The sequence below is a fragment of the Halalkalibacter sp. HAAS-P014 genome, from assembly GCF_056619965.1.
Genome location: NZ_JBWQTV010000011.1, coordinates 26,316 through 52,640, shown reverse-complemented (window position 1 = coordinate 52,640; position 26,325 = coordinate 26,316). Strand labels below are relative to the sequence as shown.

The window sequence follows — 26,325 nt, the reverse complement described above, 5'->3', positions numbered from 1 at the left end:
ATATGGACGAAACCAAATAGCGCCATGCTCCGAAAAAGGAGTGTGGCGCCTATTTGTTTGCATGATCAGTAAGAAAATACCTTGTATATTTTTCCATAATATTATATACTGCATTACATCACTAATGCACTACTCCTGAGAGGAGGGGGACATTTGATTTTGAATTCAGACAGCTCAAAACCGATTTATGTGCAAGTTTCTGAATGGATTGAGGCTGAAATTTTACGGGAGAACCTTGTGAGCGATCAAAAGGTGTATTCACAATACCAGCTTGCCGATATGTTTAATATCAATCCAGCGACAGCCGGAAAAGGGCTGAATCTACTGGCTGAAGAGAACATTCTTTACAAAAAGCGAGGGCTTGGAATGTTTGTGGAAAAAGATGCGAAAGAGAAGATCAAACTAAGGAGAAAAAATCAAACATTGAAGAAGTTAGTCTCGGAATTGGTCCGAGAAGCTGATTACCTTGAGGTCAGTGAAGAGGAATTACTCAATATGGTCAAAGCGATGAAACGTAAGGGGGAGGAACAATGAGTGTCATCAAGTGTAAAGACATTACAAAAGTGTACCGAGATATTACGGCTTTAGACGGGTTGTCGTTTGAGATAGAAGAGAACAAAATAATCGGTGTAATAGGACGCAACGGTGCTGGGAAATCGACGATGTTAAAAATACTAGCCGGATTTCTTCAAGAAACATCAGGAGAGGTTTCCGTATTTGCTGAGCGTCCATTTAATAATCTTAAAGTATCAGCCAATCTTATTTTCATCGATGATCAAATGAGTTTGCCGGATGCATTAACGCTTAGAGAGATTTTGGAGTCGGCCTCTCTTTTTTATGAAAATTGGGATATGAAACTAGCCAATCGTTTATTTGATTATTTTTCTTTTCATCCAAAGCAGCGTCACAATCAACTATCAAAAGGGATGCGAAGCACCTTTAACATGATTTTAGGCCTGTCAGCGCGTTGTGCTGTGACGATACTCGATGAGCCGACAACGGGAATGGATGAAGCTGTACGCAAAGATTTCTATCGTGCCTTGTTGAAAGATTATATTGCTTATCCACGCACAATTTTGTTATCGAGTCACCATTTAAATGAAATTGAAGATTTACTAGAAGAGGTTATGATAATTAAAGATGGGAAAAATCTCTTGCATCTTCCGTTAACAGACTTAAAGGAACGTGCAGTTGGTTTACGTGGAGAAACGGGTAAATTAAAGGAGCTTATAGCAGAAAAAGAGGTGTATCACTTGGTGGATGACGGAATTAATCGGTCATATGCCGTTGTAAAGAATGATTTCAAAGAAGCCGAGTTCGATGAATTAAGAGGCAGAGGAATGGAAGTGTCTCCAGTTACCTCCAGTGACTTATATGTGTACGTAACAAATAAGGGGAAAGGAGGAATTGATGATGTCTTTAACCGAGATTAGTTTTGTGACTCTTGTAAAAAGACAGTTTCGTTTTAAGCTTAGAGCTTATTTAGGTGTATTCAGTTCATTGGTATTATTACAGATTATTGCGACTGTATTTTCGCTTAATGGTGTTAGTTCGTCAGGGAGTGGGTCTGAAAGTTTCTACATTTCAATAAGCCGCTACTCGGCTAATGTTGTCATTGCATTTACCTTTCTTTGGGCGTTTATTACGGGAATATTATTGACAACAAAGGCGTATCGAAACGATGATTTCACTTTTGTGACAAACCGTCTCAGTAGCAGTTTGTCTACAGTGATTTTTCTAGTAGCTGCAAGTATCGCAGCCGGCCTTTCGGCGATGTTTTCTAGTTTTCTATTAAAAAGCATTGTCTATTTCTTCATAACCGAACAAACAGTAGCAGGTGGTACGGTTCAAATCCTGCCAAGTGAGTTTATCGTTGGGACGATTGCAACGATTTTGTATGTATTGCTATTTAGTGCGCTTGGATACTTCATTGGGACACTTGTTCAGTTGCATAGGTTGTTTGCAATCCTCATGCCGGCATTTATTTTCGGGCTGCTTTTTTTCGGAGATCAATTTGGAGTCGGGGCTTTGATAACATGGAGCAATGACTTTCTCTTTCAAGAATCTTCTTTCCTCGTATTCATAGGAAAAATCATTGTACTTTCCGGAGGGCTTTTTGGAAGTTCGGCTCTATTGTTCAACAGATTGGAGGTTAGACAATGAGTTTAGTTTTATTAATCATGATCATCATCGTAGTTCTTGCGATTGCTAAAGGCGAGTGGGCGCGTAATATAAATCACTTCATTGGCAATAGTAAGTGGTTGATCTTTGGGTATGTGATTATATTGGCCGTATCGTTTTTGGTTTACCAACTTATTCCAAAAACTGGTGAAGTAAGGGTGGATGATTTTTCTCACGAAGAATGGGATCTGTTTTATAGTGATTTTCATGAAGCAATTTTAAAGGGAGAGTTAGACGAATTGAAGGGAAGTATCAAAGCGCAAGAATGGGAGTTCGAGTACAGTGAACCTACGTTGACTTTGAAAACGAGATACAACAACCCTATTGGTGCAAGGATTGTCGTAGAACAAAAATCAACGGACGATGGAACGATTGAAGCATATTACTACACAGGTAGATCGATGTCAGGAAACATTGATATTACAGATTCGGTAGCAAGAATCGATGTGGACGTAGAAGGAAGTTCGATGATGCTTGGCAGGCCAGCATATATTGAACGGCACTATGCACAATTTACCCCGGAATTTACAATTAACCAATTTAGAGATGATCGCGACCGTCTTTCAGGACACTATACACAGGTGGCACCAGAAGCTTTGTATTTGAAAGTTCCAGAGGGTTTGGAGATTCGTGATACTATAGGGATAGAGTGGGTTCGTGAGTAGGTCAATAATGCAATAAAGGTATATAGCCTACATTTGATTTTAAAGGCGTCCACTTGGTTAAGTGGTCGCCTTAAGTAATTGATCACTAAAAGGGATAAGCACCCAAAAAAGGGTGTTTTTTTGAATTGAGAAATTGAGGGAGATAGAAGAAAATAGATAGAAGTGTGTTCTTCATATGTGAATGAAAGGGGCGTGGATCCTGTGAACACAAAAGAGATGACAGAAGTGTATTTGCTTCGCATTATTGCTTGTTTTAGTGTTGTCCTGATTCACGCGATCAGTCGGGTGGTAACAGATTTTTCTGTGACTGGCGATGAGCGTACGGTGTACCGGACATTGCAGGTGGTTTTGTTGTACGGGACGCCGATGTTTGTGTTGATCTCGACTATGGTGATGACACATGCCTATAAAGAAAGCATCCCGAGTGGTTTCTTACTCAAACGGTTTAAATATATTTTAGTCCCTTATTTTGTGATTGCTGCGTTCTATGCAAGTGATAAGTATTACCGTTATGACTGGACATTTGCTGATTTTACGAGAGAGCTTGGTTATAATTTCATAGGACAGTGGCATGGCTATTTTGTATTAATTATTTTTCAGTTTTATTTGTTGCATTTCGTTTTTGTTACCTATATTAAAAGGTTCAGAGCGATGCATGTTTTAACGGTTAGTTTTATTGTGAGCGCAGGTTATTGGGTAAGTTTCTACTTTTATTTTATTGATTTTGTTAATCATTCAAGTTATTTAACTCTTTTCTTTTCAAGAATTTTGTTTGTCGGATGGTTCTTTTATTATGTGGTTGCTTATTATTGTGGGAGAAATTATGAGGCTTTTGTGGATAGGCTCAATAAATATTGGAGGCTTATACTTCTCGGTGTGATCGTTTCGCTTGCGTTTGTTCAATATATTTATCAGACAGGGATCCTCACGCGTGTTGTATCGGCTCGTTTTGATCTAATTCTGTATACTGTGTTGATATTTTTCCTTTTTTTCCTTCTTGCTTCAAAAGTAAAACGAATCCCGAGATGGGCCATCTTCGTTAGTGGATATTCGTTTGGTATCTATTTGCTTCATCCATTTGTTCAAACAATGACCAGCAGGCTAGTCCAAGTGACAGAAACAACAGAATTTCAATATTTGCTTCTGCAATTTAGTGCTGGCATTATTGTGCCGATTGGTCTAATTTACCTCATATCATTATTACCGTTTGGGGCTTTTATTATTGGGAGGACAACGGTTAGAAAGAAAGGTTTCCAGGAAGCGAAAGAGAGACCAGCTGCATAAGTGTTTACTATCATGATGCTTGTCATTAGCTAAACGTTGCTAACGACAGGCATTTTAGCAATTATTTTCCCCATTTTTACATAGAGAAATGCAAGGTTTGAGCAGACTAAACAAAAATGGAATAGGAGCTGAGAGTATGGAAACGTATAATCAAACTGTCTTTATAAGAGGACTTCTAAGTGATGACGATCCGAAGCTATTAAAAAATGAACATGATTCATATGACCTGTTTGTAAATGACCAATATATAGGGAAAAAGCTGCTCATGACACAAGAAGCTGATATTGATGATGTAGCCGACTTTCTGCAAGCACAAGGAGTCGAAAATGTATCAACCAATTTAGATGGAGATCATTATGTCATAAAGACTGATGAAGCCGAACGTGTGACTAAAATAATAAAGGCTTACTTACAAAATCGTTAATGAATAAAGGAAATACCGAACTTCTTCTGCCCATTGTTTATGGTGTTTGAAGAAGTTTCTTTATGAAAAAGCAGGGTAGCCATAGAACGATGGAGAACTATAATGAATCTGGCAAATTTTGTTCTTTTATGGAATGGCAAGGAGGAATGATTATGAGTGACTTAAACGCATTGTTTCGCAAAAGAATCGGCATATCAGAAAATGAGGTTTTGACTTTTGAAAATTTAGAGCGAGTCCTCGATAAAACAGCGAAGGCGATCCCTTTTGAGAATTTGTGTATTATGAAAAAGAAGACAAATAATATAACAAAAGAGAATTTAATACATAAAATTATTGAAAGAAATGAAGGTGGCGTTTGTTATGAAGTAAATGTGCTCCTCCATTTATTTTTAATTGATAACGGTTTCGACGTCGAATTAATCCGTGGTGTAGTTTACGACCATAAAGGGCAAAAATGGAATACACTTGGCAAAACCCATGTCACGAATGTCCTTTATTATAATGGACAACGTTATATCGTTGATACTGCCTTTGGAGGGAATTTGCCGTTAAAACCTGTTCCATTTAATGGAGAGGCAGTAACATCTCATAACGGTGAATTCAGAATTGAAAAAGAGAAGAGTGAGCATGGAGATTATATTCTTTACATCAAATTGAAGCATAAAGACAAAGACTGGAAAATAGGTTATGCCTTTGATTCTACAGACGTTGTAAAAGATATAGGAGAAGTTAATGAGATTCAAACACTAATTGTAGAGCGCTCGGAATCTCCTTTTAACAAGTCACCGTTAGTGACGCGCATAACGGAAAGAGGGAATATCATTTTAGCGGAGACGTCATTTACGCAATGGATTGATGGGAAAATGGTGAAAGAAGAAGTGGATCAAATAAGGTTTAACGAAATTGTGAGGGAGCGTTTTGGGATTGAATCTTATTAGAACCTGTGTGAATAGTGCTTGATTCGGGGGGATTCCAACCACATTGAATTCTACTTCAATGTGGTTGGTTGTTTCTAAAGGTTCTTCTCTAATAGAGGCTCGCTCTTTCCTCCGAGCTAAAAACTCTTGACCTTGTCAGAAATCGCTTCCCTTCAGGTCCTTCCAGAGAAAACATTCCACCCCGGCCTTCCACTACATCAATGATGAGCTGGGTGTGCTTCCAATATTCGTATTGGGCTTTGCTGATATAGAAAGGACAGCCGGCGATGCTTCCTAAAAGGACATCACTTTCGCCGGTCCGAAGTTCTTTGTCAGGGTAACACATCGGCGAACTTCCGTCGCAGCAGCCTCCAGATTGATGAAACATCAGGGGGCCGTATTTTGATTTGAGCAGAACAATTAACTCTTCAGCTTCTTGTGTCGCGACAACTTTCTGAACGATCATGGTTGTTAAAAGAATCCTTGCGCGTCTTGGCTGTAGCTGACAAGGAGGTTCTTCGTTTGTTGATAGTGGGAGAGCATCATCTTGTGATTTTCACGGCCGACACCGGATAATTTATATCCTCCAAATGCAGCATGTGCAGGGTATGCATGGTAGCAGTTCGTCCAGACGCGACCAGCTTCGATTTCACGTCCAAAACGGTAGGCGTCATTTATATTTCTTGTCCAGACGCCGGCCCCTAAACCATAAAGCGTATCGTTGGCAATTGCTAACGCTTGCTCTTTGTCCTTAAACGTCGTCACCGAAACGACTGGTCCAAAGATTTCTTCCTGGAAAATACGCATGTTGTTTGTGCCTTCAAAAACAGTCGGTTTTACATAATAGCCATTTTCAAATCCGGCAATCGTATTTCTGCCTCCACCTGTTAAGCAGTTTGCTCCTTCTTGTTTCCCGATATCAATATAGGAAAGAATTTTCTCTAATTGTTCGGTTGACGCTTGAGCCCCCATCATTGTATCTGTATCAAGTGGATTACCAGTCTTGATTTCCTTAATGCGCTTAAGGGCGCGATCCATAAAGTCATCATAGATCGATTCATGAATGATGGCACGGGACGGGCACGTACAAACTTCACCTTGGTTCAAGGCGAACATTACGAATCCTTCGATCGCCTTATTCAAAAATGCATCATCTTGATCCATCACATCAGGGAAGAAGATGTTTGGAGATTTCCCTCCAAGTTCAAGGGTAACCGGAATAATATTCTCTGTTGCGTATTGCATAATCAGACGGCCGGTCGTTGTTTCCCCGGTGAAGGCAATTTTTGAAATACGGGGACTGACAGCAAGAGGCTTTCCAGCTTCTAAGCCAAATCCGTTTACCACATTTAGTACTCCCTTTGGAAGGAGATCTGAAATTAACTCCAGCAAGACCATAATAGATGCCGGTGTTTGTTCTGCTGGCTTGAGCACGATGCAATTGCCAGCAGCAAGAGCAGGAGCGATCTTCCATGTTGCCATTAGTAGTGGGAAGTTCCAAGGAATGATTTGGCCGACGACCCCTAACGGCTCATGGAAATGGTACGCAACCGTATCGTTATCAATTTGGCTGATTGTCCCCTCTTGTGATCTAATCGCTCCGGCAAAATACCTGAAATGATCAATCGCCAGTGGTAAATCTGCGTTTATTGTTTCGCGTACTGCTTTCCCGTTATCCCAAGTTTCAGCGACAGCTAGCTTTTCTAAATTCTCTTCGATACGATCAGCAATTTTATTTAAAATATTTGCTCGCTCACCAGGTGAAGTCTTAGCCCAAGAAGCCTTTGCTGCATGCGCAGCGTCTAACGCAAGGTCGATATCTTCTTTCGTTGAACGAGCCACTTGGCAAAAGGCTTCTCCTGTCACGGGAGTATAGCTATCGAAATAATTTCCATTTGTAGGGGCAACCCATTCACCATTAATAAAATTATCATACTTGTCCTTAAACGTTACGATTGAATTTTTTGTACCTGGTTGTTCATAGATCAATTTACATTTCCCCCTTCGTAGAGACAAATCCTAAAAATATGTAATTACTTTCATAGAGAGTATATGATTGAGGGTAAAGAACATTACAGGTTTTTATTGATAGAATTAGACACTACAATGGATCAATGCTCCCTTATCTGTTAAAGGTGGTAGGGGAGACAGGCTGAGACATTATATTATCTCACCAGGAAGTAAATAAAGTAAACTTGTAAAAGATACAATATTTCAACTCTCAAAACATGCATATTCGTATTGAGAATAACTAGAAAGCTAAAAGTAAGGAGCTAAAAATGATGAAACGTTGCACGTGGGTAATGCCAAAAGAGCCTTTATATATTGAGTATCACGATCAAGAATGGGGAGTACCTGTCTATGATGATCGGACATTATTCGAAATGCTTTGTCTTGAAGGTGCTCAAGCGGGGCTCAGTTGGTGGACTATTTTACAGAAGAGGGAAAATTACCGAAAAGCTTTTGATGAGTTTGTTGCAGAAAAAATTGTACAATATACGGATGAAAAATTATTATCATTAAGAGAAAATAAGGGAATTGTCCGAAATAAATTGAAAATCCAAAGCGTTGTAACGAATGCCAAAGCTTTTTTGAAAATCCAACAAGACCACGGTTCCTTTTCGAATTATATTTGGAGTTTTGTAGATAACAAACCGATCATAAATCACTGGAAGACAGGAAAGGAAGTCCCTGCGACTAGCGAAATAAGTGACCGTATGAGTAAAAGATTAAAAAAAGATGGATTTAAATTTGTCGGTAGTACCATTTGTTATTCCTATATGCAAGCAGTCGGAATGGTGAATGATCATACTTTGGACTGTTTCTGTCATCCTTCTCATAAATAAACATTTAATAGACTACAAAGAAAGTGAAATGTAAAAGGTTTTGGCTTAGCGAAATTGGAAGTGCGTCAATTTAACGTTGGTCTTAAGTTTGGAGCAATTTGCATTATAGGAATGAAAAAATATGTTAAAAGAGGTGGCCCGTGTCTCAACAAGAGTAGATGGCCACTTTTTATTTTGTAAGGAGCTATTTAACAATTAACCCCTTCTAAGGAATCCTTTGTAGCTAGTTAACAAAAATAAAAAAATCAAATGAGTTTTTTTGTCGCTTTCAGACCTATTCAAATATAAGCGCAAACATCATAATGGTAATATATTTTGAAGAATTAAAAAATTCAGTTTTTAGCTTTGTGGGAGGAGGGAATTCTTTTTTGAAAAAAATGTTTCATACGCGCAATTTAAAGCGCTTACAAAGAGGGGTTACGAAAGCAAATTTATTAAAAGGATGAACCTGAAAATCAGTTGTATGCAAAATTATTGTTGCGAGCCAATATAGAATTGATAGCTCACGAAACGTTAGGAAAGATTCGGTTTCATCTAAAACTTAGTCTTTTCAAGTATTATTAGAAAAAATAAATAGGGGGAATTCGTAATGAAACAGTTTAAACTTTTATATTTGATCTTAACAATAAGTTTAATCTCAATCTTGGCTGCATGTGGAGGGTCTTCAGAAAGTACGGGTTCTGAAAGTGGTGATTCTAGTAGTAATAACGGGGAGGAGGCGAATAGCTCCGATGAAGAAGTGATTAAAATCTCACTTGCTCATATCGCTCCTGATGCTCATTCATACACCTACGGAATATTAGAGTACGTTGAGGCTGTCGAGGAGGCTACAAACGGAAGAGTAGAGTTTGAAATCTTCGGAAATGGCTCAATGGGTGGTGAGCGTGAAGTTGTTGAACAAGTATCATTAGGAACTGTTGATATGACGATGGCAACATCGAGTCCGGCTGCTGGCTTTAATGAAAATTTAGCTGTATTTGAACTTCCATTTCTATTTAGAGACATCGATCATGTGTACGAGACATTAGATGGTGAAATAGGGAGAGAAGTACTAGATGAATTTAGTCATGTAGGCATTAGAGGAATTGCGTTTTGGGAGAGGGGATTTAATCAGTTTGCAAACAATGAATTGCCAGTTCGTAGCGCCGATGACTTAAAGGGGATGAAGGTACGCTCTGCAGAAAATGATGTTTCTGTTGAAACATATCGTTCCTTAGGTGCTGATCCGACTCCTATCGCTTGGCCTGAAGTGTACACCTCTATTGAGCAAGGTCTCGTCAACGGTCTGGATAACGGAATTGGTGTTCTAGAAACAACAGGAGTCTATGAAACAATTGATTACTTAAGCATGACAAACTTCTTTTATACCGGAGCAGTATTGTTGATTAATGAAAATAAACTGAACTCTCTACCTGAGGATATTCAGGAAGTGATCATCGAGTTAGGAAAAGAGTACGCACACAGACAACGTGAGATAAATAGCGAAATGGAAGAAGAGTGGTTAAATTCGATGCAAGAAAATGGGGTTGAAGTAATCGAAAACTCTGAAGTTGATATGGATTCATTCAGAGAAGGTGTAACGGGTGTATATGATAGATTCGAAGACCGTTATGGCGATCTAGTTGAGAGAATTCAAAATGTAGAATAAAACGATTGGAACAAATTGAGAAGAGGTGGGTGGAATCTCACTTCTTCTTTATTATTATAAAAACTAGTTATGCGAGGTGCAAAATGTGGGAGAAGGCTATGAGGCATCTGAACCGAAGTATTGAAAATATAACCGCTATTATGCTCGTCATAATGGTGTTGCTTGTATTTACGCAAATTGTATCGCGGCTAATATTTAAGGCTTCTTTTCCTTGGACGGAAGAGGCAGCAAGGTATTTAATGATTTGGGTTATATTTTTAGGTGCCAGTGTTGCTTTTCAACGGGGGAGTCATTTAAGCATTGAATTTTTTGTCACAAAGTTAAAGAGTAACATAACTAGATGGGTTCAGCTAATCGCATCATTAGTAGTTATAACTTTTTTATTAATTCTCTTAGTGAGTGGATATGAGATTATTGAACGATCAATGGTACAACGTTCTGCAGCGTTAAGAATTCCCTTGGGATATGTCTATTTGATTATGCCTATCAGTGCCATTCTTATGCTTATAAATATTATTGACGTTACGATCAAGTCATTTCGTATTAAAGCATCAGAAAATGAAGAAGGGAGGGAGTATTAATGATAGCTTTATTGTTTGTAGTATTGCTCATCTTATTTCTTATCAATGTTCCGATTGCTTTTGCATTAGGTCTATCAACGGTTTTCATCTTTTGGCTCGGTGGAGATGTACCGTTAATGACGCTTCCTCAAAGAATGTTTGCAGCTTTAGATTCCTTCCCACTTATGGCCGCTCCATTTTTTATTTTAGCTGGGAAACTTATGGAGCATGGTGGCATTTCAGAACGACTTGTCGACTTTGCTAAAAGTATTGTAGGTTCAGTTAAAGGTGGTTTGGCCCACGTCTCTATTATTACGTGTATGCTCTTTGCTGCATTGTCAGGTTCGGGGGCGGCGACTACAGCAGCTGTAGGTGCAATCCTCATTACGGCAATGGTTAAAGAAGGATATGATCGCAACTTTTCTTCAGCGATTCAAGCAGCAGGTGGTACCACAGGAATTATCATCCCGCCAAGTGTTCCCTTAGTATTATATGGTGTAGCAGCAGGGGCATCTATAAGCGATTTATTTATTGCAGGACTTCTTCCGGGGCTTTTAATCGGAGTCTCTTTGATCATTGTGGCATTTATAATTTCTCATGTGAAAGGGTATGGGTCTAATCTTGAAAAGACTAGTATTAAAAAGTTTTTTACGGCCCTTAAAAGCTCATTTTTAGCCTTGCTAATGCCTATTATTATATTAGGAGGTATATATGGTGGGATATTTACACCTACAGAAGCCTCTGTTGTAGCCGTTGTTTATGGATTCTTCGTTGGGACTTTTATTTATCGCCAACTTTCAATTAAGGTGATGAGAAAAATTCTTGTCGAGTCTTCGATTACTACAGCGGTCATTGGTATAGTAATAGCGACCGCCTCACTTTTTGGTTTGCTTTTAACCAAAGAACAAGTGCCACAATCATTTGCGAACCTTTTTCTAGAACTCAATATGCCACCAATCATGGTCATTTTGCTTCTGATTTTGTTTCTGCTTATTGTTGGAACATTTATGGAAACGATTGCCGCAATCATAATCTTAACACCGATCTTATTACCAGTTGCTACAGCTCTTGGAATCGACCCAGTTCATTTTGGGATTATTATGATTGTGAATCTTTCAATTGGATTAATTACTCCTCCAGTTGGTGTGAATTTATTTGTTGCTTCGCAAGTTGGAGGGGCAAAATATGAGGGAGTTGTCAAAGCTGTTATCCCATTTTTAATTGTCATGATTATTGATGTTATCATAATTACGTTCATTCCTGGGTTGACTACAGGTATGGTTAATCTATTTAAATAGAGTTATGATGCAGTAATCAACGATCAGTAGCCCGATTAGGACCGGCGAAGTTAAGGGAGTCGTAAAATCTATAAAGGATGTACTGTCAAAACACAGTACATCCTTTATTTAATAGAGTCATGAATACCAATGGAGAAATCGGAATTAAGTAACACAAACTGAGTGGGAATGTAGTTTCTTTGGCAGTTACCACCGAATCTGATCTAATATATCAGTTAATGCTTTCATATTTTCCTTATTTAGACCCCAAGTATTGATCTCTTTTCTTATTGCAGCAGGGCTTCCATACCCTTTTGCTAACCCGTTCAAACGAGCAATAAGAGTCGAGTTAACAAAATCGGTATGATTAGGGAAAAAAGTATTGAGAACCTCATGCGCTTTCTTAAAGCGTTTTAGATAATACTTTTGATGATAATCTTCTGCCAAATAAAAAAGGGTAAAGGGAGCAATTTCAGTTTGTATTTCACCATTAAGAAAGTGTTCCCATTCTGTTTTTGTTCTTTTTGCGATTTTTTCTTGATATTGATTATGATAAAGGAGAAGCGACATGTATTGCCTTCCTTTATAATTGTGATTCCTTAGAGGGTTGTGGTTTTTCCAAAAAACAGTTAAGAGTTCTTCATAAGAAATAATGGTTGGATCAAAATCAATTTCTAACATTTCTGTATGATCGCCCATATTCCGGTAGGTCGGAGAGGGAGTGGTTCCTCCTGAAAATCCGACTCGAGTTCTAATTACTCCTGGGAGATGTCCGAACCGGGCATCAGGTCCCCAGAATCAGCCCATCCCCAGTGTTGCTGTTTGTACATTCGCTGTGTGCATATCAACATTTTTGTTCATATATGATCACCTTCCTTAAAGATTGATATATATTCTCCAAATCCTTCTGAATCCAATTTGTTTTTGGGAATGAAGCGTAACGCTGCAGAATTTATACAATATCTGAGTCCGCCTTTTTCTCTAGGTCCATCATAAAAGACATGGCCTAGATGGGAGTCACCATATTTGCTTCTTATCTCTGTACGGATCATTCCATGGCTATTATCTAGTTTATCCGTGATATGGTAGTGGCTTATTGGCCTTGTGAAACTTGGCCATCCACATCCAGCATCGTATTGATCTTTTGAACTGAAGAGGGGCTCGCCTGATACAATGTCAACATAAATTCCTTCTACGCTGTTATGATAGTACTCATTATCAAATGGTCGTTCTGTCGCATTATTTTGCGTCACTTCGTATTGAAGAGGAGTCAGTTTCTCTTTTAATTGTTTTGGGTCTTTGTCTACCTTCCAGTTGTTCTCGCCAAATTCTTTTCGACCTGAACCTTCATAATAGTGTTTATAATGATATGGATTTTTCTTATAAAAATTTTGATGCTTTTCTTTGGCTGGATAAAAGGCTTTGGCCGGCAGAATATCCGTTACAATAGGGTTAGTAAATTTCTTACTTTCTTCTAGTAGGCGCTTTGATTTCTCTGCCAGCTTCTTTTGCTCTTCATTATAATAGTAGATAGCTGTTTTATATTGTTCTCCACGATCGTGAAATTGCCCACCTTCATCGGTTGGATCGATGTTTCTCCAATAAATATCAAGAAGCTTCTCGTATGGAAATACACTTGGATCAAACGTGATTTGTACGGCTACACGGTGGTTTTCAGAGACAGAGACAACTTCTTCTTCGTACAATGGATTTTCTATGTAGCCTCCTAAATAACCGGAGACCACACTATAAATACCGGGAAACTCAGCAAAGGGTTTTACCAAAAACCAGAAACAGCCACCCGCAAAGGTGGCTTTATGAAGTCCTTCTTTTTTATTCATTAAAAATCACCTTTTCACTTAAGTTTATCGTGTTCGAATGATAATATTCAAGCTTAATTTCGACAAATGAAAATTTGTGTTGAGCTTACAATTCAAAATAAATTAGAAATAAATATGGTTAGCTGGTTGTTTAGCTAATTTGTCTGAACCTAGTAATGAAGATGAAGGTCATGAATGGAAAAACCGGTACTCGTTCTGCAAGGGGAAGATGATTTTCAAGTTGATCTAGAAAAAGATTTTCTTTTTTATAGGGAATTGTTAAAAGATCATGAAAATGCTGAACTAATCAGTTACCCAGGTTTGAATCATTTTTTTGTTGAATACGAAGGGGACGGCAAAGAATCGATTGCTGAATATGACAGCCCAGGTATTGTTCACGCTGATGTAATAACTGATGTTGCATTATGGATTATAAGGCAGATAGATTAAATCCAACTTTAAATTTAGGAGGAGTATTGATGAAAAAATATAGTTTTTTGACAGTTCTTATCGTGAGTTTGCTTATCCTGGTAGGGTGTAATGGGGGAGAAGAGCAAAATGTAAATTATATAGACGAAAATCAAGAATCCATTGTTGAAGAGACGGGTGGAGGGTCTGAAGGGCCCGATATAGATGGTGAGCAGGCCGCGTCATTTGCTGAAGAATTTATTCAACAATTATCACAAGGAAAATATAAAGAAGCTACTGATCGATTTGATGAAACGATGGCTGCCCAACTTGGAGCGTCAGAATTAGAGGAACTATGGGAAACACTTGAGGGACAAATCAGAGCATTTATTGACCAAGATTTTGATTCTATTCAAGAAGTCGAGGACCATCTGGTTGTTATAATAAGTGGTTTATTTGAAGGAGCCGATGTGAAATTTACGGTCACCTTTGATGAGAGCTATCAAATTGCTGGGTTTTATGTGCAATAGTGATGTTTTAAGCAACAGCCGTGCCTCATTTATTGTGGTACGGTTTTTGTGTGTTGAGGCGAATGTTAGCTATAACATTCGCCATACATAATAAAGATAAAGGGTGCCCCGTAGTAGTAGGCATCACTTTACTTCTAGTTCTTTCAATAATTATCTTGTTGCCACGATCGATTTTCGATTATAGAGCCATGAACCAATTATAGAGGTAATAATGCCCCATAAGGCTAACACACCAATACCGAACCAAAGCGTACTAGAGATATTGGCCACTCCCATATAAGCTTCAGTTGTCTTACTGAAGGAAGAAAAAAAGTACCCTAATGCATTAAAAGAAAGAGCTCCTAGTAAAAAGACGAAGAAAAGACTAAGAAAATTAATATATAAATTTGCCCCCAAAATAAATACACCAATAAGGGATAGCAAAATAATTTGAATAACGCTAAATAACAAACGCATGACCATGTCACTTAAACCAAAAAGATTCATATTTGCAGGGGTCATACGCAGTCTTTTAATCAAGCCTTTTCTACGCATTCCTACTAAATCCACCATGCCAAACATCCCACCCCGGGCAATGCTAAGGCAATCATACCAGTGAGAAGGAAATCAGTATAACTTAATTCAGTATGGCCAGATGATATGGATTCAAACTGCAATTCATAGAAAGGTACGGCACCAGCAGCATAGAGGTTTGCTTGTTGGACAAAATGATTAAGCATACCTGAGAGGGCTTGTGTTGTTACTCCTTTCTCAATAATTAACAAACTATTTCATGTATCAAATCCGACGAGTCATTTATATTTACGTGCATGTTATACAACTTAATCCAATTATTGAAGATTCCGGTGATATAGTAAGGAAGGGGAGGGAGATAAATGAAGTTAAATATTGATATTAATGAAAAGTATGATGAGCTTCATATAACGATTCAAGCTAAAGAGTGGACAAAAGAAATTGAGGAACTTGTTTCCAAATTTCAACAATCAACTTCTAAGCGAATTATCGGAGTGGAAGAAGAGAAATCGATTTTGCTTTCACCTGCAGAAGTTGAATATATTTATGCAGATAATCGTAAGGTGTTTGCTGTTATCAAGAATCAGTCAATTGAAACCAATATGAAATTATATGAATTCGAGGAATTATTGCAAGATCATGGTTTTACCAGATTCTCAAAATCAGTGATTGGAAACATACACCAAATTGAACGTTTTGAGTTGTCGTTCAATGGAAATCTTTGTGTTTATTTTCGTTCAGGTAATAAGGAGTATGTGTCAAGGAAATATGTGCAGGAGATCAAAAAGAAACTAATTTTAGGAGTTGATCAATGATGATAATGGAAATGTTGAGACGGACCTTTATTGGGTTAGGTTTTAGTAGTATTTTAATTTTTGCAACGCTAACAACTTTAATGATGGCAAATAATGAAGTTCCTATACAACTTTTATGGAAGAATATACTTGGGAGCATGATCATGGGTGCCTATTTTGGAGTAGCTTCATTATTATTTGAAATTGAGACTTGGAGTCCTTTAAAACAAACAACCATTCACTTTTTAACATCGATTTCGCTTTGGTTATTGCTAGCTAGTATGATTGGATGGTTGCCTCTTACAACAGTAGCCTTATTAGTTAGCATTTGTAGTTTTATTCTCGTTTACATTATTTTCTGGTCTGGTTTTTATTTTTACTTTAAAAAGTTGGAGCAAGAAATGAACCGTTCAATGAAATGAGAAGTGAAATTTCTCTTGGTTGTTCAAGGTCAGGGGTCGCCTACAATCTAAATAAACATAAGGGAAAAAAGATAATTGTAACGAGTGTTTTGTTTGGCGAAGATAAGAAACAACCCCTTTATTATCTTAATAGTTCTATGAAGTTAAGGTGTGACTACTAGGTTGCACCTTTTTTGTCCAAACAAAACAATAGTATTATATACTAGAGTGAAATTAAGTAAAATGGAGGAATTATGAAAAAAATAACCATTATCCTTTGTATAGCTATCATATTATTTATAGAGGTAGGCTATTTACTGAATGAACTTTCGAAAGCAAGAACGTTCCAATTTTTTGGAGGGCTTACAACAAGTATAGAAACAGACGAAAAAGTGGTAGCTTTAACTTTTGATGACGGGCCTGGAATTAACACAGGTGAAATACTACATATTATGAGAGAGCATGATGTAAAAGGTACTTTCTACTTAACGGGATCTGAAATAGAAGAATCTTTTCAGGATGCGGAAATGATCGTTAGAGACGGCCATGAAATTGGGAATCACACTTATTCTCATCAACGCATGATTTTCCAATCGCCATCCTTCATTAAAGAAGAAATAGAGAAAACAGATCAGTTGATCCGTCAAATAGGATATGAAGGTGAAATCACTTTTCGCCCTCCTTTTGGAAGAAAGTTAATTTTGTTACCGTATTATTTGTCTAACAAAGACAGAAAGACGATTTTATGGAACATAGAGCCTGAAACAAATCCAGAAATAGCTTCTGACGCTAATAATATTGTGGACCATATTGTCGAAAATATAGACCCTGGTTCCATCATTTTGTTACATGTCATGTATGAAAGTCGAATAGAATCACTTCATTCAGTAGAAGGGATTATTACTTCGTTAAAAGATCAAGGTTATAAATTTATGACGGTTTCGGAGCTCTTGGAAACAGAAATCGAAAATGAAGACTGATGCAGCTGTGGTAACGGATGAAAAAAAATCACCCAAACGGGAAGTATAATACCCGATTTAGGTGATCTTTTTTAGGCATCGAACCCTAACTTATTGCTCTTTACATATAGTTTAATATTTAAATACATGTTGTCCAATCACAACGGCTGTTTCTCTTGTATCTAACCAACGATTTGTGGCTATGTCCGGGTTATAGAAGAATAATGAGTCTTCAGATATGTTTCTCATGTCTGATAGTGCTGCATCAACTGCTTCAATCGACTCTTCATCAGCCGGCTTATTGATTTGACCATTAGCAACAGGTTCAAATTGTCCAGGCTCATAAATGACTTCTTTTACATCATCAGGGAATTGTGGGCTTTCTACTCTATTTAGGACAACATCAGCTACTGCAACTTTTCCCTCGAAAGGCTCTGTTTGAGCTTCGGCTCTTACGACTCTAGCAAGTAGGTCTAGTTCTTTTTCTGAGAGAGCGTCAACGTTATCGGTATTTGTTTCGCTGCTTTTGGAAGAATGCTCCTTTTTATGTAAATGAATTTGCTGATCTATATAGATCATATCGATATCTGTAATTTGAGGATTAGCTTTTGATAATTCTTCTAATGTTAATCCATTTTCTTTTGCGATTTTCGTCATGGTGTCGCCTTTTTGAACGGTATAAGCCCAAGTTGTTTCAGCAATACCTAGTGCTGCTAGCAAAGTTAGTACAAAAATTAGTTTCTTCATAAATGTTTTGTCCTCCTAGTAATGTTGTTATAGCTTGTCTATCACTAATCCCTATGAAAGGAAGATAAAAAATATTATTACAATATGTTTACATAGAGATTACAAGAGAAAGTGAGAGTGAGTTACTAGTTTGGTGAGGGGAAAAGTACATGCGTTTTTCAGCTTCACTTTCAGCAACTTAGGCATATTTAAAGATTGAAAGGGCTTTATTTAGAATGTAAAATGATTTTATATAGGAGGACAAATCATGAATTTCAACTATCAAACGCCACGTTATTTAATCGTTATTGACCAAATAAAAAACAAAATTAAAAGTGGGGAGCTTGAGTGTGGAAGTCGCTTACCTTCAGAAACCGACTTTGCCAAGGAGTTAAAGGTTTCAAGGAATACGTTAAGAGAAGCACTTAGAACCTTGGAAGAAGAAAATATAATTATTCGCAAGCACGGTGTCGGTACCTTTGTTAATAGTAAGCCTATTTTTTCAGGAGGGATTGAAGAACTTTTTAGTATAACTGAAATGATAGAGCAAAAAGGGAAAAAACCAGGGACACAGCTGCTATTTTCTGAGTTCGTAGAGCCTCATAGTGATGACATTGAGGAATTGGACTTAACAAGTGATGAGCAAATATTACTTGTGAAAAGGGTACGTACTGCAGATGAAACCCCTTTAGTTTATTGTATGGATAAAATTCCCGGTAACCTTCTAAATAAAGAGTATAAATTTAATGAAGAGTCAATGCTGCACTCGTTGCAACAAAAAGCAGGAGTCACCATAAGTTATGCAAAAGCAGATATTAGAACAATTGGCTATCATGAAGAAATTTCAGAAATATTAAAATGCGATCAAAATACACCACTATTAATCCTTAGACAGGTTCATTATGATTTAACTGATAGAGCCGTGCTATATTCTCTTAATTTTTTTAAATCTGATCAAATCAGTTTTAATGTATTTAGAAAACGATCCTTTAAAGAGTTTTCACCGTAAGGGAGAATATGTTTTTGTGTCGTAAGGAATATAGTCTAAATGGGGGTCAACAATAAAATAAGATAGAAGATAGCAAACTTGTATTTTCTGTGACTAGCATATTCAAAATCCCTTTAAGCCTAGGGGTTTTATTTTTTTTGAGAAAAACTAAGTTGTTTTTATTCTAGTAAAATAGTTGACTTGTTAGACGTCCAACTTTATATTAATAGTGTAGATGATCTGCAAGGGCTTACACAGAAGTTAGAGGTTGGACCTCCTACGATCTAGACGTTAGAGGTAGTTACTAAGTCCATTATAAGTCAAATGACGATTATGTTGTAGGACCTCCTACCAAAACACTTTGACTATAATACAGACTTTTAGTATTAGGTTATTAGGTTTAGTTGTAAAAGGTAAATTTTATCGTTATGTAGAGGTTTTGAAATATTTTTGCATGATCAACAAGAGCTTTCAACACAGAGAAGGGCGAGTGAATAAGATGAATTTGTTGTGGGGGATTATCGGGGTACTTGTTGTTTTATCGATTGCTTTTTTATTTTCTAGTAAAAAGAAAGCGATTAAACCGAGAACTATTCTCGGTGGGTTAGCCATTCAGCTATTTTTCGCATTTATCGTATTAAAATGGGAAACGGGGAGATCTGTACTACAGTGGTTTACATTACAAGTGCAAAACATTATTGATTATGCTAATGAAGGAATTGGATTTTTGTTCGGCTCATTAGCTAATGGTGATGAGTTTGGAACAATTTTTGCGTTTCATATCTTACCTGTTATTATTTTCTTTTCAGCATTGATTTCCGTACTTTATTATTTAGGAATTATGCAGTGGTTTATTAAAATTATCGGTGGAGGACTTTCGAAGCTATTAGGGACAAGTAAGTCTGAATCCATGTCTGCAGCCGCCAATATATTTGTTGGACAAACTGAAGCACCTCTTGTAGTACGACCATTTTTAGGGAAAATGACGAATTCTGAATTGTTTGCTGTAATGACTGGTGGTTTAGCTTCTGTAGCAGGTTCTGTTCTAATTGGTTATTCAATGCTAGGTGTACCACTTGAGTATTTACTAGCAGCTAGTTTTATGGCAGCCCCAGGGGGGTTAATCATGGCAAAAATGATGATGCCAGAAACAGAACAATCAGAGACTTCCGATGAAATTGTTTTAGAAAAAGATAAAGATACGGCGAATGTAATTGACGCTGCTGCAAAAGGTGCCTCTGATGGTTTGAAATTAGCTCTAAACGTTGGAGCTATGCTACTAGCATTTATTGCACTGATAGCATTAATAAATGGTATTTTAGGATCGGTAGGAAGTGTTTTAGGATTTGAAAGCATTACATTACAAGGTATCTTAGGCTATGTTTTCGCTCCTATCGCATTTGCAATTGGAGTTCCGTGGTCAGAAGCAGTGGTAGCTGGGAGTTTCATTGGTCAAAAGCTTGTTTTAAATGAGTTTGTTGCATATGCTGCTTTTGCTCCTCAAATCGTAGAGCTTTCTGAGAAAACGGTATTAATTGTCAGTTTTGCCTTATGTGGGTTCGCAAATTTAAGCTCTATGGCTATTCTCCTTGGAGGATTAGGTGGAATTGCACCTAATCGTCGAGCTGATATTGCAAAACTTGGTCTTCGTGCGGTAGCTGCAGGTATGCTAGCATCACTACTTAGTGCGTCTATTGCTGGGATGTTCTTTTAAAGAGATAGAACTCTAGAGGGTATAAAAGGAAATACTCTAGATATTAAAATTCTCGTATATGCATTGAATATTATGAAGTTGAAGTAAAAATAAGTAACCTTCGTTAGTAACCCTCTCAGTATAGAATATTACTTTTATACTGAGAGAGTCGCGAATAGAAATAGGGTCCAATATCAGGACCCTTGTTTTTAAAACATAAAGGTAGGACGTCTAACTACAAATTGTATACAAAGAAGGAGAACACATCATGAAAGAAGTACTTTTAAGTTTAATAGCAGGAATCATCATCGGGATTACCTTTAAATTTTTGAAATTACCTTTACCGGCACCGCCTGTACTTGCAGGGGTGATTGGAATAGTGGGAGTTTACACAGGTGGATTGATTGCAGATTGGTTGTTCAAAGCTTTTTTTTAAACCGTTCATGCGCACAAGAAGAACGACTAGAACTAGCTAAAAAATGAGGAGCTATAGAAGTTATAAATATTGATAAAGTGAAAAAACATGAAGAAAGAGTAAAAAAAGTACTTGAATTAAATGAGGGAAGAGGGCTAGAAGGGCAGAAGTTGTGGTTGAATGTTCCGGTTATCCTCCATCTTTTAACGAAGGGTTTGACATGAATAAATATCTGTGTTGATTAACCTCCTATTTAAGGAGGTTTTTTGTAGTTTGTTTTTGTCACTATGGAAATGCTAAGTTTCTCTACAGCCAAGCTTTTAAATACATTAGAAGATTTGTTTAAGCGAAGTGTTCTCTCAAAAGGTAAAAACATTTACAAATAGAACTCGATTATAATTTTTAGAATATTTTTAATTTTTTGAAAACTATTTACTTTAAATAACCTAAAAAGTTAAAATAATTATAACAAATCAAAACATTTTCTATCACATAGAAGAGGTAATTATGATTTGGTGAAACAAGTACTTAGTGATGAAATGTAAATATAAAAATATAAAGTGAGGGGACAAAATGAGTATATTAAATTTACCAGATGAATTAAAAATGCTCCAAAAACTAGTTCGTGATTTTACAAGAAATGAATTATTACCACTTGAAGATATGGTTATTGAGAGAGAGGCAAATCGGGGATTAAGTGACGAACCTATTATACCACCTGACGTAAATCAACGATTGCTAAATAAAGCAAAAGAAATTGGTTTATGGGGGATTGATGTTCCTGAAGAATATGGTGGAGCGGGGTTAGGACATTTAGCTAAAATGGTTGTAATAGAAGAGTTAAGTCATACGATAGTGCCTTTTATCTTACCACCAGAAACACCGAATCTACATTTTCTTATTAAATGCTGTAACGAAGAACAAAGGGATAGGTACTTAATTCCATATTCGCAAGGTGAATTGAAATCCAATTTAGCATTAACAGAACCAAATGCAGGATCAGATGCAGGTGCAATAAAAATGAAGGCTGAACGGAAAGGGAATAAGTGGGTATTAAACGGACAGAAGACATTTATTTCAGGTGCAAAATCAGCAGATTTCTTAATAACATTGGCACTTACCGATTCTGAAAAAGGAAGGAATGGTGGAATTACAGCATTCTTGGTAGATAAAGGAACTCCTGGTTTAGAAGTTACTAGAGGTATCCCTACTATTGGAGAGTTTCACCCATATGAGGTTTACTATAACAATGTTGAACTTGATGATAGTCAAATATTAGGGGAAGTCGGGCAAGGATTTGCTCCATTGAAAGAAAGGTTAGGTGTACGAAGAATTGAGTTAGGAATGCGAAGTGTAGGGATGGCAACGAGAGCTCTGAATATGATGATGGAGTACGCTAAAGTTAGAAAAACATTTGGAGAATTACTAGCTAATAGACAATCGGTTCAATGGTGGGTAGCTGATGCGTTAACGGATATTCATGCAAGTAAGCTGATGATTTATGATGCAGCAACCAAAATGGATAACGGTGTGAAGGATGTTCGTATGGAAACATCAATGATCAAAGTTTTTGCAACCGAAATGGGAACAAGAGTGCTAGATAATTCGATACAAGCACATGGTGGGATTGGTGTGACCAAAGACTTACCATTAGAATACATGTATCGCTTGCTTCGAATTTATAGAATTGTAGAGGGTCCTTCAGAAGTACATCGTTGGACGATAGCAAAAGATGCTATCAGAAAAAAGTAGAAGAAAAATATTATAATTGGAACAAATTTAATGTGATAGGCTGTGAGCGACTTGCGTAGTTTCCGTGATGATTTAGTCTATCTCATAATTGCAGCCACCTCTGGAGTTCTCTGTGTTTTTCTTGGTGTGCCAGGAGGATATATTATTGGATCGGTATTCACAACAATTATTCTGAACTTATCATTGAATCGTACATTTAGTATCAAGCCACTTTACCTCTTTTTTGCTGAAATGCTATTAGGAATTAGTCTAGGTCTGAATTTAACGATGTCTCTATTTTTAGATCTTAAATCATTATTTCCGGTGATTTTCCTATTTATTATCTTTTCAATATTAAATTGTATGTTGATTGCTTACTACCTTTATAAGAAAAATTATATGGATTTACCGACAGCAATATATTCTATGGTTCCGGGAGCATCTTTTCAAATGATAACGCTGTCAAAGAAGCAAGGAGGAACTCATGAGATCGTGGCATCTGTACACGTAATCCGGATGGTATTAGTGGTTATTGTACCAATCATTATTGGAGCATACGCAGCAGCAGAACCTGTAAAACAATCAGCGTTCCAAGTTTTAGATATAAGTTTTTCGAGAGATTTAATAGTTGTGATAGTTGTAGGGGCAATTGGAGCTTTTTTAGCATCTCGGTTGAAAATACCAGTAAGTACAGTATTAGGAGCAATGTTTGCTGTGGCAATCATTCAAGCATTCTATGGAACAGTGGAACCTTTAAGTGGTTTTTATTTGATGTTTATGCAAGTTGTAATAGGTGTAGCAATTGGGGCGAGTGTTTCTCGTCATACATTACTTGCAATAAAAAATATATTTCTACCAATAATAGTGGCGATTGTATTAGTTGTCGCTAGTGGAATAGGTATTGCTTATTTGTTTACGATCATTACTGATACTTCTCTGGTAACTTCGATTTTTACATTTGCACCAGGGGGTTTGTCTGAAATGACGATCTCAGCAGAAACTTTAGGTGGGGATGGAGTTTTGGTTGCTTCTATACATGTAGTTAGAATTCTATTAATTCTCTTGGTTCTCCCTACTTTAATAAATTTGTTTTTAGGAAAGAAAAATAAAGAATTAGAAGAGATATAATAGGGAAATAAATTGTGAGTATTTTTTCTGAAAATTCAAAATATCGTACGGTGAAAAAGGAGTGATGAATTGTGGAAACAGAAAAACAAATATTTGGTGAAGAGTGGATGACTTACAAAGAGAATAAAGTCACGTTAACAGTTAGTGAATGCTTGGAATGTGGTTCAAATTGGTTTCCCCAAAAAAACATATGCCCAAATTGTTTTAGTGAACAGTCAAGGGAGAAAGACCTTCCTTCAGTCGGTCAAATTTATTCATGCACCACACTTTATGTAACTTCGAAAAAGTTTAAAGCACCTCTAACTATTGCTTATGCAGATTTTCCAGGAGATGTAAGGGTTTGTGGTCAAGTAGAGGGAGATGGAGCTGCTATTGGAAAAAATGTCGAATTAGTCTTCGGTAAAATCTCAGATGGTGCGGGTGCAAAAGACGTATACAGTTATAAATTCAAAGTAGTGTGATAGGAGGAATGGTATGAGAAATGTGTCTGTAGTTGGAGCAAATATGGTTAAGTTTGGAAAGCATGAAGGTAAGGTTTTAGAGGATCTAGGTAGAGAAGCCGTTGTTGGTTTATTAAAAGATTTAAACGTTGATCGTGAAAAGATAAATGCAGTCTACGGTTCAAATTGTTTTGGAGGTTCGTTGCCTGCTCAAAGGGTAATTAAAGAACTTGGAATGACAGGAATTCCAGTATTTAATATTGAAAACGCTTGCGCGAGTGGTGCATCTGCTTTCCATCAAGCATGGTTGTCGGTGGCTGTAGGAATAAATGATGTTGCGTTAGTCATAGGCGTTGAACAACTTTCAAAACTTGGTGGAGGGGCTTTACCGATTCCTGAGAATGATATTGAAGGTGCCCATGGTATTGTTATGCCTGGTGTATATGCAATGCGAGCAATCCGATATATGGAGGAATATGGAGCAAAACCTGAGGATTTAGCAAGAGTCTCAGTAAAAAACCGTAAAAATGGCTCTCTGAATCCATATGCACAGTTTCAGTCAGAAGTTTCATTACAAGAAGTACTTGAATCCAGAATGATTGCTGAACCTTTTAATCTATTACAGTGCTCGGCAAGTAGTGGTGATGGAGCGGCTGCGGTATTAGTATGTGCTAGTGAAATTGCTAACGAATTTAATGATGTTCAGATTAAAACAGAAGCTTCAGTTATTACATCAGGCTACTTTAAAGGTGGGTACAGAGATTTGACATGGCCAGAAATTACGCATAGAGCAACCAATATGGCTTATGAACAAGCAAGCATTACAGCACAAGAAATAGACGTAGTGGAATTACATGATGCATTTACAATCGCTGAGATATTATATTACGAAACAATGGGATTTTGTGAAAAAGGAGAAGGGTATAAATATTTGAAAGAAGGTAAAACAGAACTAGACGGTGAAGTGGCAGTAAACCCAAGTGGTGGATTGTTATCCCGAGGTCACCCATTAGGAGCCACTGGTGTAGCTCAAATTGCAGAGATGTTTTGGCAGTTAACAGGGAAGGCAGGTAAAAGACAGGTTAGCAATGCTAGATTTGGTATGACACATGTAACGGGTGGGGGAATTTCAGGAGTAGATAATGGGGCTTGTGGAGTTCATATATTCTCAGCTGTGTAATACTTTTAAATGATAATAAATGAGGTGGAAAAATGGGAGTTCAGAATAGAGTGGCCATTATCACAGGTTCGGGACAAGGAATTGGAGAAGGAATCGCAAATACTTTAGCACAAGAAGGAGCGAAAGTGGTAATTAATGATATTAATCAGGAGAGGATTGATCAAGTTGTAAACTCGTTAAATGAGGCATACGGAAATGGCACTGCCATTGGAAAAAGGGCTGATGTTACAGACCCAGAAGAAGTCAAAGAAATGGTAGATAGTACAGTGAATGAATTAGGCAAGTTAGATATTTTGGTTAATAACGCTGGTATTGGTAGAGATAAGACAATCCGTGGGATTAAATTAGAAGATTGGGAGCAAGTAATAGACACAAATTTAAAGTCTGTGTTTTTAACATGTCAGGCAGCATCCCATCATATGATTAGTCAGGAATATGGTAGAATTATCAATATTTCTTCGAGAGCGTGGTTAGGTTTTAAAGGTCAATCTAGTTATTCCGCCTCTAAAGGTGGTGTCGTAAGTCTTACTAGAACGTTAGCATTAGAACTAGCTAAATATAACATTACATCAAATGCAATTTGCCCAGGAATTATTAACTCACCTTTATTTGAAAGCAATCCAACTGAAGTGAAAGAGAATTTAATGAAGTTACAACCGACTCGCTCAATCGGCGAACCTAAAGATATAGGCTATGGAGTGGCATTCTTAGCTTCAGATGAATCGTCATATGTAACAGGTCAAACACTTTATATTTGTGGAGGGAAAAGTTTATTTTCATCATTATCAGTATAATTT

General features: G+C 37.2%; 29 protein-coding genes and 1 pseudogene. 24 read left to right on the top strand and 6 right to left on the bottom strand.

Going from position 1 to position 26,325, the window contains the following annotated elements:
- Positions 1–153 precede the first annotated feature (153 nt).
- The 7 genes from AC1FXZ_RS08925 to AC1FXZ_RS08895 all read left to right on the top strand — a co-directional run bounded on the left by AC1FXZ_RS08925 (position 154) and on the right by AC1FXZ_RS08895 (position 5,492).
- Positions 154–534, top strand: a complete 381-nt coding sequence (locus AC1FXZ_RS08925) for a GntR family transcriptional regulator (RefSeq protein ID WP_480052690.1) — start codon at positions 154–156, stop codon at positions 532–534.
- A complete protein-coding gene (locus tag AC1FXZ_RS08920; protein ID WP_480052688.1) occupies positions 531–1,433 on the top strand; it encodes an ABC transporter ATP-binding protein in 903 nt (300 codons plus the stop codon). The genes AC1FXZ_RS08925 and AC1FXZ_RS08920 overlap by 4 nt, the downstream gene beginning before the upstream one ends.
- The gene (locus tag AC1FXZ_RS08915; RefSeq protein ID WP_480052686.1) at positions 1,414–2,163 is read left to right on the top strand and encodes a hypothetical protein; all 750 of its coding nucleotides are present in this window, start codon (positions 1,414–1,416) and stop codon (positions 2,161–2,163) included. Before AC1FXZ_RS08920 ends, AC1FXZ_RS08915 begins: the two co-directional genes overlap by 20 nt.
- Complete coding sequence (locus AC1FXZ_RS08910; protein ID WP_480052684.1) at positions 2,160–2,846, top strand: hypothetical protein; 687 nt, start codon at positions 2,160–2,162, stop codon at positions 2,844–2,846. The genes AC1FXZ_RS08915 and AC1FXZ_RS08910 overlap by 4 nt, the downstream gene beginning before the upstream one ends.
- A 201-nt stretch (positions 2,847–3,047) precedes the next feature.
- A complete protein-coding gene (locus tag AC1FXZ_RS08905; protein WP_480052682.1) occupies positions 3,048–4,130 on the top strand; it encodes an acyltransferase family protein in 1,083 nt (360 codons plus the stop codon).
- Between the two features lie 136 nt (positions 4,131–4,266).
- Complete coding sequence (locus tag AC1FXZ_RS08900; protein ID WP_480052680.1) at positions 4,267–4,554, top strand: hypothetical protein; 288 nt, start codon at positions 4,267–4,269, stop codon at positions 4,552–4,554.
- 152 nt (positions 4,555–4,706) lie between these two features.
- Positions 4,707–5,492: an arylamine N-acetyltransferase family protein gene (locus tag AC1FXZ_RS08895; protein ID WP_480052678.1), complete on the top strand. Its 786-nt coding sequence runs from the start codon at positions 4,707–4,709 to the stop codon at positions 5,490–5,492.
- Between the two features lie 88 nt (positions 5,493–5,580).
- Here AC1FXZ_RS08895 and AC1FXZ_RS08890 read toward each other — a convergent pair whose 3' ends face one another.
- A complete protein-coding gene (locus AC1FXZ_RS08890) occupies positions 5,581–5,937 on the bottom strand; it encodes a DUF779 domain-containing protein (RefSeq protein WP_480052676.1) in 357 nt (118 codons plus the stop codon).
- A 5-nt stretch (positions 5,938–5,942) separates the two neighbouring features.
- Positions 5,943–7,460 (bottom strand): acetaldehyde dehydrogenase ExaC, encoded by a 1,518-nt coding sequence (gene exaC, locus AC1FXZ_RS08885; protein ID WP_480052674.1) that lies wholly within the window; start codon positions 7,458–7,460, stop codon positions 5,943–5,945.
- A gap of 293 nt (positions 7,461–7,753) precedes the next feature.
- Here exaC and AC1FXZ_RS08880 point away from each other — a divergent pair, with 293 nt between their 5' ends.
- The 4 genes from AC1FXZ_RS08880 to AC1FXZ_RS08865 all read left to right on the top strand — a co-directional run bounded on the left by AC1FXZ_RS08880 (position 7,754) and on the right by AC1FXZ_RS08865 (position 11,823).
- Positions 7,754–8,317 (top strand): DNA-3-methyladenine glycosylase I, encoded by a 564-nt coding sequence (locus AC1FXZ_RS08880; RefSeq protein ID WP_480053081.1) that lies wholly within the window; start codon positions 7,754–7,756, stop codon positions 8,315–8,317.
- Positions 8,318–8,906: 589 nt separating this feature from the next.
- On the top strand, positions 8,907–9,965 hold the full coding sequence (gene dctP, locus AC1FXZ_RS08875) for a TRAP transporter substrate-binding protein DctP (RefSeq protein ID WP_480052672.1): 1,059 nt from the start codon (positions 8,907–8,909) through the stop codon (positions 9,963–9,965).
- A gap of 98 nt (positions 9,966–10,063) precedes the next feature.
- A complete protein-coding gene (locus tag AC1FXZ_RS08870; RefSeq protein ID WP_480052670.1) occupies positions 10,064–10,546 on the top strand; it encodes a TRAP transporter small permease in 483 nt (160 codons plus the stop codon).
- Positions 10,546–11,823, top strand: a complete 1,278-nt coding sequence (locus tag AC1FXZ_RS08865; RefSeq protein WP_480052668.1) for a TRAP transporter large permease — start codon at positions 10,546–10,548, stop codon at positions 11,821–11,823. The genes AC1FXZ_RS08870 and AC1FXZ_RS08865 overlap by 1 nt, the downstream gene beginning before the upstream one ends.
- Before the next feature lie 186 nt (positions 11,824–12,009).
- On the opposite strand, the pseudogene AC1FXZ_RS08860 reads toward AC1FXZ_RS08865, so the two are convergent.
- Positions 12,010–12,588 (bottom strand): annotated as a pseudogene (locus tag AC1FXZ_RS08860) (peptide-methionine (S)-S-oxide reductase MsrA); the annotation flags it as partial.
- 71 nt (positions 12,589–12,659) lie between these two features.
- Complete coding sequence (gene msrB, locus AC1FXZ_RS08855; RefSeq protein WP_480052666.1) at positions 12,660–13,643, bottom strand: peptide-methionine (R)-S-oxide reductase MsrB; 984 nt, start codon at positions 13,641–13,643, stop codon at positions 12,660–12,662.
- A 174-nt stretch (positions 13,644–13,817) separates the two neighbouring features.
- Here msrB and AC1FXZ_RS08850 point away from each other — a divergent pair, with 174 nt between their 5' ends.
- Entirely contained in the window at positions 13,818–14,072 is a 255-nt protein-coding gene (locus tag AC1FXZ_RS08850) for an alpha/beta hydrolase family protein (RefSeq protein ID WP_480052664.1), read from the top strand.
- A 29-nt stretch (positions 14,073–14,101) separates the two neighbouring features.
- A complete protein-coding gene (locus tag AC1FXZ_RS08845; RefSeq protein WP_480052662.1) occupies positions 14,102–14,560 on the top strand; it encodes a DUF3887 domain-containing protein in 459 nt (152 codons plus the stop codon).
- A 150-nt stretch (positions 14,561–14,710) separates the two neighbouring features.
- On the opposite strand, the gene AC1FXZ_RS08840 is transcribed toward AC1FXZ_RS08845, so the two are convergent.
- A complete protein-coding gene (locus AC1FXZ_RS08840; protein WP_480052660.1) occupies positions 14,711–15,112 on the bottom strand; it encodes an ABC transporter permease in 402 nt (133 codons plus the stop codon).
- Between the two features lie 323 nt (positions 15,113–15,435).
- On the opposite strand from AC1FXZ_RS08840, the gene AC1FXZ_RS08835 reads away from it, so the two are divergent.
- From AC1FXZ_RS08835 to AC1FXZ_RS08825, 3 genes are all read left to right on the top strand, one after another.
- Complete coding sequence (locus AC1FXZ_RS08835; RefSeq protein WP_480052658.1) at positions 15,436–15,888, top strand: LytTR family DNA-binding domain-containing protein; 453 nt, start codon at positions 15,436–15,438, stop codon at positions 15,886–15,888.
- Positions 15,885–16,289, top strand: coding sequence for a DUF3021 domain-containing protein (locus tag AC1FXZ_RS08830; RefSeq protein ID WP_480052656.1), 405 nt, complete (start codon positions 15,885–15,887; stop codon positions 16,287–16,289). The genes AC1FXZ_RS08835 and AC1FXZ_RS08830 overlap by 4 nt, the downstream gene beginning before the upstream one ends.
- Before the next feature lie 233 nt (positions 16,290–16,522).
- Positions 16,523–17,248: a polysaccharide deacetylase family protein gene (locus tag AC1FXZ_RS08825; protein WP_480052654.1), complete on the top strand. Its 726-nt coding sequence runs from the start codon at positions 16,523–16,525 to the stop codon at positions 17,246–17,248.
- A gap of 111 nt (positions 17,249–17,359) precedes the next feature.
- Here the strand turns inward: AC1FXZ_RS08825 and AC1FXZ_RS08820 are convergent, their stop codons facing one another.
- Positions 17,360–17,974, bottom strand: a complete 615-nt coding sequence (locus AC1FXZ_RS08820) for a cell wall hydrolase (RefSeq protein WP_480052652.1) — start codon at positions 17,972–17,974, stop codon at positions 17,360–17,362.
- Positions 17,975–18,221: 247 nt separating this feature from the next.
- On the opposite strand from AC1FXZ_RS08820, the gene AC1FXZ_RS08815 reads away from it, so the two are divergent.
- The 8 genes from AC1FXZ_RS08815 (at position 18,222) to AC1FXZ_RS08780 (ending at position 26,322) form a co-directional block, all read left to right on the top strand.
- Positions 18,222–18,962 carry a GntR family transcriptional regulator gene (locus tag AC1FXZ_RS08815; RefSeq protein ID WP_480052650.1) on the top strand — a complete coding sequence of 247 codons (741 nt, stop codon included), beginning with the start codon at positions 18,222–18,224 and terminating at the stop codon, positions 18,960–18,962.
- A gap of 478 nt (positions 18,963–19,440) precedes the next feature.
- The gene (locus AC1FXZ_RS08810) at positions 19,441–20,655 is read left to right on the top strand and encodes a NupC/NupG family nucleoside CNT transporter (protein WP_480052648.1); all 1,215 of its coding nucleotides are present in this window, start codon (positions 19,441–19,443) and stop codon (positions 20,653–20,655) included.
- 247 nt (positions 20,656–20,902) lie between these two features.
- The gene (locus tag AC1FXZ_RS08805; RefSeq protein ID WP_480052646.1) at positions 20,903–21,070 is read left to right on the top strand and encodes a XapX domain-containing protein; all 168 of its coding nucleotides are present in this window, start codon (positions 20,903–20,905) and stop codon (positions 21,068–21,070) included.
- A 552-nt stretch (positions 21,071–21,622) separates the two neighbouring features.
- Entirely contained in the window at positions 21,623–22,801 is a 1,179-nt protein-coding gene (locus tag AC1FXZ_RS08800) for an acyl-CoA dehydrogenase family protein (protein ID WP_480052644.1), read from the top strand.
- A 42-nt stretch (positions 22,802–22,843) separates the two neighbouring features.
- Positions 22,844–23,908 carry an AbrB family transcriptional regulator gene (locus AC1FXZ_RS08795; RefSeq protein ID WP_480052642.1) on the top strand — a complete coding sequence of 355 codons (1,065 nt, stop codon included), beginning with the start codon at positions 22,844–22,846 and terminating at the stop codon, positions 23,906–23,908.
- A 71-nt stretch (positions 23,909–23,979) separates the two neighbouring features.
- On the top strand, positions 23,980–24,369 hold the full coding sequence (locus AC1FXZ_RS08790; RefSeq protein WP_480052640.1) for a Zn-ribbon domain-containing OB-fold protein: 390 nt from the start codon (positions 23,980–23,982) through the stop codon (positions 24,367–24,369).
- A 13-nt stretch (positions 24,370–24,382) separates the two neighbouring features.
- Positions 24,383–25,528 carry a thiolase family protein gene (locus tag AC1FXZ_RS08785; RefSeq protein WP_480052638.1) on the top strand — a complete coding sequence of 382 codons (1,146 nt, stop codon included), beginning with the start codon at positions 24,383–24,385 and terminating at the stop codon, positions 25,526–25,528.
- A gap of 32 nt (positions 25,529–25,560) precedes the next feature.
- Complete coding sequence (locus AC1FXZ_RS08780) at positions 25,561–26,322, top strand: SDR family NAD(P)-dependent oxidoreductase (protein ID WP_480052636.1); 762 nt, start codon at positions 25,561–25,563, stop codon at positions 26,320–26,322.
- Positions 26,323–26,325 lie beyond the last annotated feature (3 nt).

What these genes read in the sequence shown, in the direction of transcription:
- AC1FXZ_RS08920 (WP_480052688.1), top strand. Translation starts at nt 531, where the DNA reads ATGAGTGTCATCAAGTGTAAAGACATTACAAAAGTGTACCGAGATATT.
- AC1FXZ_RS08915 (WP_480052686.1), top strand. Translation starts at nt 1,414, where the DNA reads ATGTCTTTAACCGAGATTAGTTTTGTGACTCTTGTAAAAAGACAGTTT.
- AC1FXZ_RS08910 (WP_480052684.1), top strand. Translation starts at nt 2,160, where the DNA reads ATGAGTTTAGTTTTATTAATCATGATCATCATCGTAGTTCTTGCGATT.
- AC1FXZ_RS08900 (WP_480052680.1), top strand. Translation starts at nt 4,267, where the DNA reads ATGGAAACGTATAATCAAACTGTCTTTATAAGAGGACTTCTAAGTGAT.
- AC1FXZ_RS08895 (WP_480052678.1), top strand. Translation starts at nt 4,707, where the DNA reads ATGAGTGACTTAAACGCATTGTTTCGCAAAAGAATCGGCATATCAGAA.
- AC1FXZ_RS08890 (WP_480052676.1), bottom strand. Translation starts at nt 5,937, where the DNA reads ATGATCGTTCAGAAAGTTGTCGCGACACAAGAAGCTGAAGAGTTAATT.
- AC1FXZ_RS08880 (WP_480053081.1), top strand. Translation starts at nt 7,754, where the DNA reads ATGAAACGTTGCACGTGGGTAATGCCAAAAGAGCCTTTATATATTGAG.
- dctP (WP_480052672.1), top strand. Translation starts at nt 8,907, where the DNA reads ATGAAACAGTTTAAACTTTTATATTTGATCTTAACAATAAGTTTAATC.
- AC1FXZ_RS08870 (WP_480052670.1), top strand. Translation starts at nt 10,064, where the DNA reads ATGAGGCATCTGAACCGAAGTATTGAAAATATAACCGCTATTATGCTC.
- AC1FXZ_RS08865 (WP_480052668.1), top strand. Translation starts at nt 10,546, where the DNA reads ATGATAGCTTTATTGTTTGTAGTATTGCTCATCTTATTTCTTATCAAT.
- msrB (WP_480052666.1), bottom strand. Translation starts at nt 13,643, where the DNA reads ATGAATAAAAAAGAAGGACTTCATAAAGCCACCTTTGCGGGTGGCTGT.
- AC1FXZ_RS08850 (WP_480052664.1), top strand. Translation starts at nt 13,818, where the DNA reads ATGGAAAAACCGGTACTCGTTCTGCAAGGGGAAGATGATTTTCAAGTT.
- AC1FXZ_RS08845 (WP_480052662.1), top strand. Translation starts at nt 14,102, where the DNA reads ATGAAAAAATATAGTTTTTTGACAGTTCTTATCGTGAGTTTGCTTATC.
- AC1FXZ_RS08840 (WP_480052660.1), bottom strand. Translation starts at nt 15,112, where the DNA reads ATGGTGGATTTAGTAGGAATGCGTAGAAAAGGCTTGATTAAAAGACTG.
- AC1FXZ_RS08835 (WP_480052658.1), top strand. Translation starts at nt 15,436, where the DNA reads ATGAAGTTAAATATTGATATTAATGAAAAGTATGATGAGCTTCATATA.
- AC1FXZ_RS08830 (WP_480052656.1), top strand. Translation starts at nt 15,885, where the DNA reads ATGATGATAATGGAAATGTTGAGACGGACCTTTATTGGGTTAGGTTTT.
- AC1FXZ_RS08825 (WP_480052654.1), top strand. Translation starts at nt 16,523, where the DNA reads ATGAAAAAAATAACCATTATCCTTTGTATAGCTATCATATTATTTATA.
- AC1FXZ_RS08820 (WP_480052652.1), bottom strand. Translation starts at nt 17,974, where the DNA reads ATGAAGAAACTAATTTTTGTACTAACTTTGCTAGCAGCACTAGGTATT.
- AC1FXZ_RS08815 (WP_480052650.1), top strand. Translation starts at nt 18,222, where the DNA reads ATGAATTTCAACTATCAAACGCCACGTTATTTAATCGTTATTGACCAA.
- AC1FXZ_RS08810 (WP_480052648.1), top strand. Translation starts at nt 19,441, where the DNA reads ATGAATTTGTTGTGGGGGATTATCGGGGTACTTGTTGTTTTATCGATT.
- AC1FXZ_RS08805 (WP_480052646.1), top strand. Translation starts at nt 20,903, where the DNA reads ATGAAAGAAGTACTTTTAAGTTTAATAGCAGGAATCATCATCGGGATT.
- AC1FXZ_RS08800 (WP_480052644.1), top strand. Translation starts at nt 21,623, where the DNA reads ATGAGTATATTAAATTTACCAGATGAATTAAAAATGCTCCAAAAACTA.
- AC1FXZ_RS08785 (WP_480052638.1), top strand. Translation starts at nt 24,383, where the DNA reads ATGAGAAATGTGTCTGTAGTTGGAGCAAATATGGTTAAGTTTGGAAAG.
- AC1FXZ_RS08780 (WP_480052636.1), top strand. Translation starts at nt 25,561, where the DNA reads ATGGGAGTTCAGAATAGAGTGGCCATTATCACAGGTTCGGGACAAGGA.